Source organism: Sporosarcina sp. SAFN-010 (assembly GCF_059415065.1).
On the sequence record NZ_JBPFDS010000032.1, the window covers coordinates 109 to 7,015 of the forward strand.

The window sequence follows — 6,907 nt, forward strand, 5'->3', positions numbered from 1 at the left end:
CACAAAACCACAAAACCACAAAACCACAAAACCACAAAACCACAAAACCACAAAACCACAAAACCACAAAACCACAAAACCACAATGCTACAATGCTACAAAATAACAACCATTCAAAGCCCTTTAAAAGCACGTTCTTCCACTCCATGAACCATTCCATGTGGCCTTGACACGCAAGAACCTTTTCCGTGAGTTTCGCGAGCCAGAGCCACCTTGTAAAAAATAAAGGCGGCTCGCTAGTAGAAAGTTTATCACGGAAAATTGCATGTCAAGGCAGACCTGCAAGCAGGCACATTCCATGGATCATTCCGTTTGTTGTGTTCTGCAAACGGTCCATTCCTTTTCACATCGTTTTAAAACCCTTTAAAAGCCCCTTGATTGCGTTTTAGCCTTTTCCTTAACTTAAATACCTTTAAAATATTTAAAAGCCTTTAAAAGACCTGTAAATGTCCTTTAAAAGCTTTTAATTTTAATTCCCATATTCATTTTGTTTCAAAGACCAAATAAAACGCTGTCTGCTGCGTCTCCAATCTGGTGACTTAATCCAGGGATGTTTTTCTTCGTACGTTTCAATATCACTTTCCAAATACAAAGCAGTTCGTCCATTTCCAACAAACTGAATTGGCTCCGGAAAATCATTACCTTCTTTTTTCTCGTGAATACTTTGTCTTGGCATTTCCCATCGAGTAGATATATCAGCAATTGTTAAAACCTTTGGAAACTGCATAATTCAATTCTCCTTCCTGTTAACTACAGGTCACTCTAAAAGTACGAGTGCCCATCTATACACTGACAGTTGTCAGGTGCTCCGAAGGGCGTCCTCCGTCCGTAAATAATGCTCCGCATTGTTCCAGCAGGGGCAAAAAAACTTAGGTATTGCCCAATATATCTTCACAACTTTTTTTGTTAGGAATCTATCAAGAATTCGATAAAAAGGGTGAAGAATCCACATCCGATAGTCACGGTAACAACCAAAAAATAAACAACCCCCCGATAAAGATAATGCTATTCAGCATTCTTTATCGGGGGGTTAAAGTATAACTTATATACTTTCTTATTGAGCAAACATACCAGTGTAAACCACAGTTGCAGGTAAAATTCCAGTAAATCTTAAATATACACCCTTGCCTTTATTTGTCTTATAAAACATTGCAGAAGAACCACCCAAAACAACTCCAACAGTTGCAGCTACAGCTTTCACAACAGCCGTAGGAGCTGTAAACCAAGGTGCCCAAATAGCTACAATTGCAGCAGTACCTGCTCCACCTGCCAAAGCTTGAGCTGTAGTATTTGTTAAATTATCATTCAAAAATAACTTATAACCCCACCAATGAATTTCGAGAGCATTTCTACCACCAGCTCTTGCCGATACATTTTGATCTAAAAACTCAATATGATTACCAATCACAGATATTCCATCAAGTTCTTCTGTTGTAAGTTCACTTAACATAGCATTTTTATCAGCGATCTCCGCATTAACTTTAGCAAACTCTTCTTCACCAATTTTGTTGATTAGAACTTCAACATCTTCAATTACAAAATTATTATCTTTAAAAACTATAAAACTATCTACCAAATCAATCGTTTTTTGATTTAATGCATTTGGATCTGATGGTGCATTACTTGCACTTGCATAATTCCCACCCGCAGCAAAACTACTGAAAACTAATAACACAGACAAAAACAGAAAAAAACCTTTAAATTTCAACAAAAAAACCTCCTAATAAAATGTTGGAATATCCTTCCACTGTAGTAACATTCAACATAATAGATTGATAACCTTCCTGAAATTACAATTAGTTGGATAAACACGCCTCAAAATCGTCTGTTCGCTCTTTGAAGTATTTTTTTGTATGTTTAGCCCAAAGAAAAATAAAAAGGGATGGCAAATTTGCCATCCCATAAATATTCTTGACATTCATAAACTTGCCATTTTCTGCAAATAAACTTCCTGTACAAATCTATTCACTTACGGTTTTTTTTCCATATCTATTTTCCATAACGTAAAACACAAAAAGTGTTATAAGAATAACAAATGGAGTTGTACTATGCTCCATTAACCCAATGTACGGTAATATTAAAGACAGAAGTATCAGCGACGTCGCTACCAAACGAACGATAACAAGGTTTTTAGGGTGTTTCTTATTATCCAAGTTACTCCCTCCTTTTCTTAATATAACCTTAACAAAATGTCCCATCTAATGAAATCTATTGTATCTTAATCTACCTCTTTTTCATCAATCAGCTTGCTATTGATCTCTTCTAGTTCCTCATCGGTCAAATACCTTTTTTCTAATTCGATATACTTTTTACCACCCCAATTATACATGATGGCATAGACATATTTCGTAACATCTTTTTCTTTGTAAGCATCTAATTCACCATTTCTAAATTTGGTCATGGCCTCTTTAAATAGCCCAGAAAAGACTATTAATCGTTTACCCTTTAAGGCTTTATAAAATACCTCGAAAACTTCTTGATTAATTAAATAATCGCTATCTTTTGCGGAGTATTTAGCAATCTCATAAACTTTATCATCTCGACCATTGCGAACTTTCCTCACGTCAACTTGTGTAATAAGTGGGTTTTTCGTGACCTCTTGCCACAGTTCAAGCCATCGATCCCGAGAAATATATTGAGCAGTTTGTGTAAAATAGCTTTTATTAACCGCAATCAACACATGAAAATGTGGGTGGTAATCATCACGTTCTTGGTTATAGGTAATTTCTAATTTTCTAGCATAACCCTTTGCAATTTTCTTGATTTCCTTACGTTCCATCAACTTTTTAAACGAATGATTATAGTCTTTAATTTCATCTTCCAATTCCTCAGCCTGCACATTTGGTGCTGTTAACGTCAAAAAAATAAACTCTTTATTTTCCTCTTGCTTTAAGTAAGTCATCATCACCGACAACGCTAACGCATCTTTTCGAGATTTTTTCCACGCACAGATGGGGCAAAAACGATTTTTGCACGTATTGCCTTTATGCTGTTTTTTCTTTTCCATACTTTCATCAGCAACCATCACCATGAATGTATTGCACTCCTTTATGAGCTTTAAAGTGTTTTGAGTAATGACATTTTCAGAAACCAGCTTTTCCATAAAATAAGCTAATACACCATTTCTACGTTTTTTCTTAGTAGACTTAACCATAATATCTTGATTATTTTTGGATTCTGCTTTATATTGAGTCATATAACTTAAGTTAATAAACGCCAATTAAGGCACTTAAAAACTTGCACCTTCCTTCTGTTTTGACTTTTTGTGTGGTAACTCAAAGTCTAGAACACTATTAGGAATTTCGCAAGTTTTTTTGTATTCAAGCCTTATATACCAAGGGCTCAAGACCAATCAGGGCAAATCGAAGATGTTACCCTTATATCAAGATAAGAAAAAATCGTTTTTTCGCTTCGCTCAAAACCACAAAACCACAAAACCACAAAACCACAAAACCACAAAACCACAAAACCACAAAACCACAAAACCACAATGCTACAATGCTACAAAATAACAACCATTCAAAGCCCTTTAAAAGCACGTTCTTCCACTCCATGAACCATTCCATGTGGCCTTGACACGCAAGAACCTTTTCCGTGAGTTTCGCGAGCCAGAGCCACCTTGTAAAAAATAAAGGCGGCTCGCTAGTAGAAAGTTTATCACGGAAAATTGCATGTCAAGGCAGACCTGCAAGCAGGCACATTCCATGGATCATTCCGTTTGTTGTGTTCTGCAAACGGTCCATTCCTTTTCACATCGTTTTAAAACCCTTTAAAAGCCCCTTGATTGCGTTTTAGCCTTTTCCTTAACTTAAATACCTTTAAAATATTTAAAAGCCTTTAAAAGACCTGTAAATGTCCTTTAAAAGCTTTTAATTTTAATTCCCATATTCATTTTGTTTCAAAGACCAAATAAAACGCTGTCTGCTGCGTCTCCAATCTGGTGACTTAATCCAGGGATGTTTTTCTTCGTACGTTTCAATATCACTTTCCAAATACAAAGCAGTTCGTCCATTTCCAACAAACTGAATTGGCTCCGGAAAATCATTACCTTCTTTTTTCTCGTGAATACTTTGTCTTGGCATTTCCCATCGAGTAGATATATCAGCAATTGTTAAAACCTTTGGAAACTGCATAATTCAATTCTCCTTCCTGTTAACTACAGGTCACTCTAAAAGTACGAGTGCCCATCTATACACTGACAGTTGTCAGGTGCTCCGAAGGGCGTCCTCCGTCCGTAAATAATGCTCCGCATTGTTCCAGCAGGGGCAAAAAAACTTAGGTATTGCCCAATATATCTTCACAACTTTTTTTGTTAGGAATCTATCAAGAATTCGATAAAAAGGGTGAAGAATCCACATCCGATAGTCACGGTAACAACCAAAAAATAAACAACCCCCCGATAAAGATAATGCTATTCAGCATTCTTTATCGGGGGGTTAAAGTATAACTTATATACTTTCTTATTGAGCAAACATACCAGTGTAAACCACAGTTGCAGGTAAAATTCCAGTAAATCTTAAATATACACCCTTGCCTTTATTTGTCTTATAAAACATTGCAGAAGAACCACCCAAAACAACTCCAACAGTTGCAGCTACAGCTTTCACAACAGCCGTAGGAGCTGTAAACCAAGGTGCCCAAATAGCTACAATTGCAGCAGTACCTGCTCCACCTGCCAAAGCTTGAGCTGTAGTATTTGTTAAATTATCATTCAAAAATAACTTATAACCCCACCAATGAATTTCGAGAGCATTTCTACCACCAGCTCTTGCCGATACATTTTGATCTAAAAACTCAATATGATTACCAATCACAGATATTCCATCAAGTTCTTCTGTTGTAAGTTCACTTAACATAGCATTTTTATCAGCGATCTCCGCATTAACTTTAGCAAACTCTTCTTCACCAATTTTGTTGATTAGAACTTCAACATCTTCAATTACAAAATTATTATCTTTAAAAACTATAAAACTATCTACCAAATCAATCGTTTTTTGATTTAATGCATTTGGATCTGATGGTGCATTACTTGCACTTGCATAATTCCCACCCGCAGCAAAACTACTGAAAACTAATAACACAGACAAAAACAGAAAAAAACCTTTAAATTTCAACAAAAAAACCTCCTAATAAAATGTTGGAATATCCTTCCACTGTAGTAACATTCAACATAATAGATTGATAACCTTCCTGAAATTACAATTAGTTGGATAAACACGCCTCAAAATCGTCTGTTCGCTCTTTGAAGTATTTTTTTGTATGTTTAGCCCAAAGAAAAATAAAAAGGGATGGCAAATTTGCCATCCCATAAATATTCTTGACATTCATAAACTTGCCATTTTCTGCAAATAAACTTCCTGTACAAATCTATTCACTTACGGTTTTTTTTCCATATCTATTTTCCATAACGTAAAACACAAAAAGTGTTATAAGAATAACAAATGGAGTTGTACTATGCTCCATTAACCCAATGTACGGTAATATTAAAGACAGAAGTATCAGCGACGTCGCTACCAAACGAACGATAACAAGGTTTTTAGGGTGTTTCTTATTATCCAAGTTACTCCCTCCTTTTCTTAATATAACCTTAACAAAATGTCCCATCTAATGAAATCTATTGTATCTTAATCTACCTCTTTTTCATCAATCAGCTTGCTATTGATCTCTTCTAGTTCCTCATCGGTCAAATACCTTTTTTCTAATTCGATATACTTTTTACCACCCCAATTATACATGATGGCATAGACATATTTCGTAACATCTTTTTCTTTGTAAGCATCTAATTCACCATTTCTAAATTTGGTCATGGCCTCTTTAAATAGCCCAGAAAAGACTATTAATCGTTTACCCTTTAAGGCTTTATAAAATACCTCGAAAACTTCTTGATTAATTAAATAATCGCTATCTTTTGCGGAGTATTTAGCAATCTCATAAACTTTATCATCTCGACCATTGCGAACTTTCCTCACGTCAACTTGTGTAATAAGTGGGTTTTTCGTGACCTCTTGCCACAGTTCAAGCCATCGATCCCGAGAAATATATTGAGCAGTTTGTGTAAAATAGCTTTTATTAACCGCAATCAACACATGAAAATGTGGGTGGTAATCATCACGTTCTTGGTTATAGGTAATTTCTAATTTTCTAGCATAACCCTTTGCAATTTTCTTGATTTCCTTACGTTCCATCAACTTTTTAAACGAATGATTATAGTCTTTAATTTCATCTTCCAATTCCTCAGCCTGCACATTTGGTGCTGTTAACGTCAAAAAAATAAACTCTTTATTTTCCTCTTGCTTTAAGTAAGTCATCATCACCGACAACGCTAACGCATCTTTTCGAGATTTTTTCCACGCACAGATGGGGCAAAAACGATTTTTGCACGTATTGCCTTTATGCTGTTTTTTCTTTTCCATACTTTCATCAGCAACCATCACCATGAATGTATTGCACTCCTTTATGAGCTTTAAAGTGTTTTGAGTAATGACATTTTCAGAAACCAGCTTTTCCATAAAATAAGCTAATACACCATTTCTACGTTTTTTCTTAGTAGACTTAACCATAATATCTTGATTATTTTTGGATTCTGCTTTATATTGAGTCATATAACTTAAGTTAATAAACGCCAATTAAGGCACTTAAAAACTTGCACCTTCCTTCTGTTTTGACTTTTTGTGTGGTAACTCAAAGTCTAGAACACTATTAGGAATTTCGCAAGTTTTTTTGTATTCAAGCCTTATATACCAAGGGCTCAAGACCAATCAGGGCAAATCGAAGATGTTACCCTTATATCAAGATAAGAAAAAATCGTTTTTTCGCTTCGCTCAAAACCACAAAACCACAAAACCACAAAACCACAAAACCACAAAACCACAAAACCACAAAACCACAAAACCACAAAACCACAAAA

Annotated in this window: 6 protein-coding genes; all 6 read right to left on the minus strand. The window is 35.3% G+C overall.

Translation table 11 applies throughout. The features are described from left to right. Positions 1-469: 469 nt before the first annotated feature. The 6 genes from ACR65F_RS17950 to ACR65F_RS17975 all read right to left on the minus strand — a co-directional run bounded on the left by ACR65F_RS17950 (position 470) and on the right by ACR65F_RS17975 (position 6,560). Positions 470-727 (minus strand): hypothetical protein, encoded by a 258-nt coding sequence (locus ACR65F_RS17950; protein ID WP_440505326.1) that lies wholly within the window; start codon positions 725-727, stop codon positions 470-472. A 327-nt stretch (positions 728-1,054) separates the two neighbouring features. After that, on the minus strand, positions 1,055-1,708 hold the full coding sequence (locus ACR65F_RS17955) for a hypothetical protein (RefSeq protein WP_440505327.1): 654 nt from the start codon (positions 1,706-1,708) through the stop codon (positions 1,055-1,057). A 510-nt stretch (positions 1,709-2,218) separates the two neighbouring features. Next, a complete protein-coding gene (locus ACR65F_RS17960) occupies positions 2,219-3,154 on the minus strand; it encodes a protein rep (protein WP_440505328.1) in 936 nt (311 codons plus the stop codon). A gap of 721 nt (positions 3,155-3,875) precedes the next feature. Then, positions 3,876-4,133: a hypothetical protein gene (locus tag ACR65F_RS17965; RefSeq protein WP_440505326.1), complete on the minus strand. Its 258-nt coding sequence runs from the start codon at positions 4,131-4,133 to the stop codon at positions 3,876-3,878. Positions 4,134-4,460: 327 nt separating this feature from the next. Further along, entirely contained in the window at positions 4,461-5,114 is a 654-nt protein-coding gene (locus ACR65F_RS17970) for a hypothetical protein (RefSeq protein WP_440505327.1), read from the minus strand. A 510-nt stretch (positions 5,115-5,624) separates the two neighbouring features. Further along, entirely contained in the window at positions 5,625-6,560 is a 936-nt protein-coding gene (locus ACR65F_RS17975; RefSeq protein WP_440505328.1) for a protein rep, read from the minus strand. Between the last annotated feature and the right edge of the window lie 347 nt (positions 6,561-6,907).

Excerpts from the sequence above, each read along its gene's own strand:
- ACR65F_RS17950 (WP_440505326.1), bottom strand. The coding sequence starts at position 727 with ATGCAGTTTCCAAAGGTTTTAACAATTGCTGATATATCTACTCGATGG.
- ACR65F_RS17960 (WP_440505328.1), bottom strand. The coding sequence starts at position 3,154 with ATGGTTAAGTCTACTAAGAAAAAACGTAGAAATGGTGTATTAGCTTAT.
- ACR65F_RS17965 (WP_440505326.1), bottom strand. The coding sequence starts at position 4,133 with ATGCAGTTTCCAAAGGTTTTAACAATTGCTGATATATCTACTCGATGG.
- ACR65F_RS17975 (WP_440505328.1), bottom strand. The coding sequence starts at position 6,560 with ATGGTTAAGTCTACTAAGAAAAAACGTAGAAATGGTGTATTAGCTTAT.